Origin of the sequence: Phenylobacterium hankyongense, from assembly GCF_003254505.1 — a bacterium.
Classification (GTDB): domain Bacteria; phylum Pseudomonadota; class Alphaproteobacteria; order Caulobacterales; family Caulobacteraceae; genus Phenylobacterium; species Phenylobacterium hankyongense.
Map to the genome: position 1 here is coordinate 1 of NZ_QFYP01000013.1, position 401 is coordinate 401.

The 401-nt window shown below is 60.8% G+C and carries 1 protein-coding gene; it reads left to right on the top strand.

What is annotated here, in order from left to right; translation table 11 throughout:
* Positions 1–131 precede the first annotated feature (131 nt).
* Positions 132–401: hypothetical protein (locus DJ021_RS19125; RefSeq protein ID WP_207801907.1), on the top strand; the 270-nt coding region annotated here is incomplete at its 3' end.

Genomic DNA, 401 nt, shown 5'->3' on the forward strand with positions numbered 1-401 from the left:
CTAGCTTTCTCTCTCTTGGCCCCCCCCTTCTGACGCCGCAGTCGGAGGAGGAAGCGGTACCCGCATTTCTCTTCTTCGCCGCTCGGAGTTTCTCGGGCGGAGAGGGAAGGCGATAAGAGAGAGGAGGAACCATGGCGACGCAGATTCCGGCGCCTTCGGTGCGGTGCGAGAGGAGCATCGCAATCAGGCGTGCCGTGGCGCGGAATCCTCTGTTGCTGAGCCAGAGAGGCTTACCGGTTTCCAGGAGAGCAGGATCCGTCAGGTACAGGAGTTTCTCCGTGCGCGCTGTCGCCGGCAACGAGACCAACGCCGTCTCCAGGTTGGAGCATCTGCTCAACCTCGATGTCTCCCCCTACACAGACAAGATCATCGCAGAGTACATCTGGATTGGCGGATCAGGG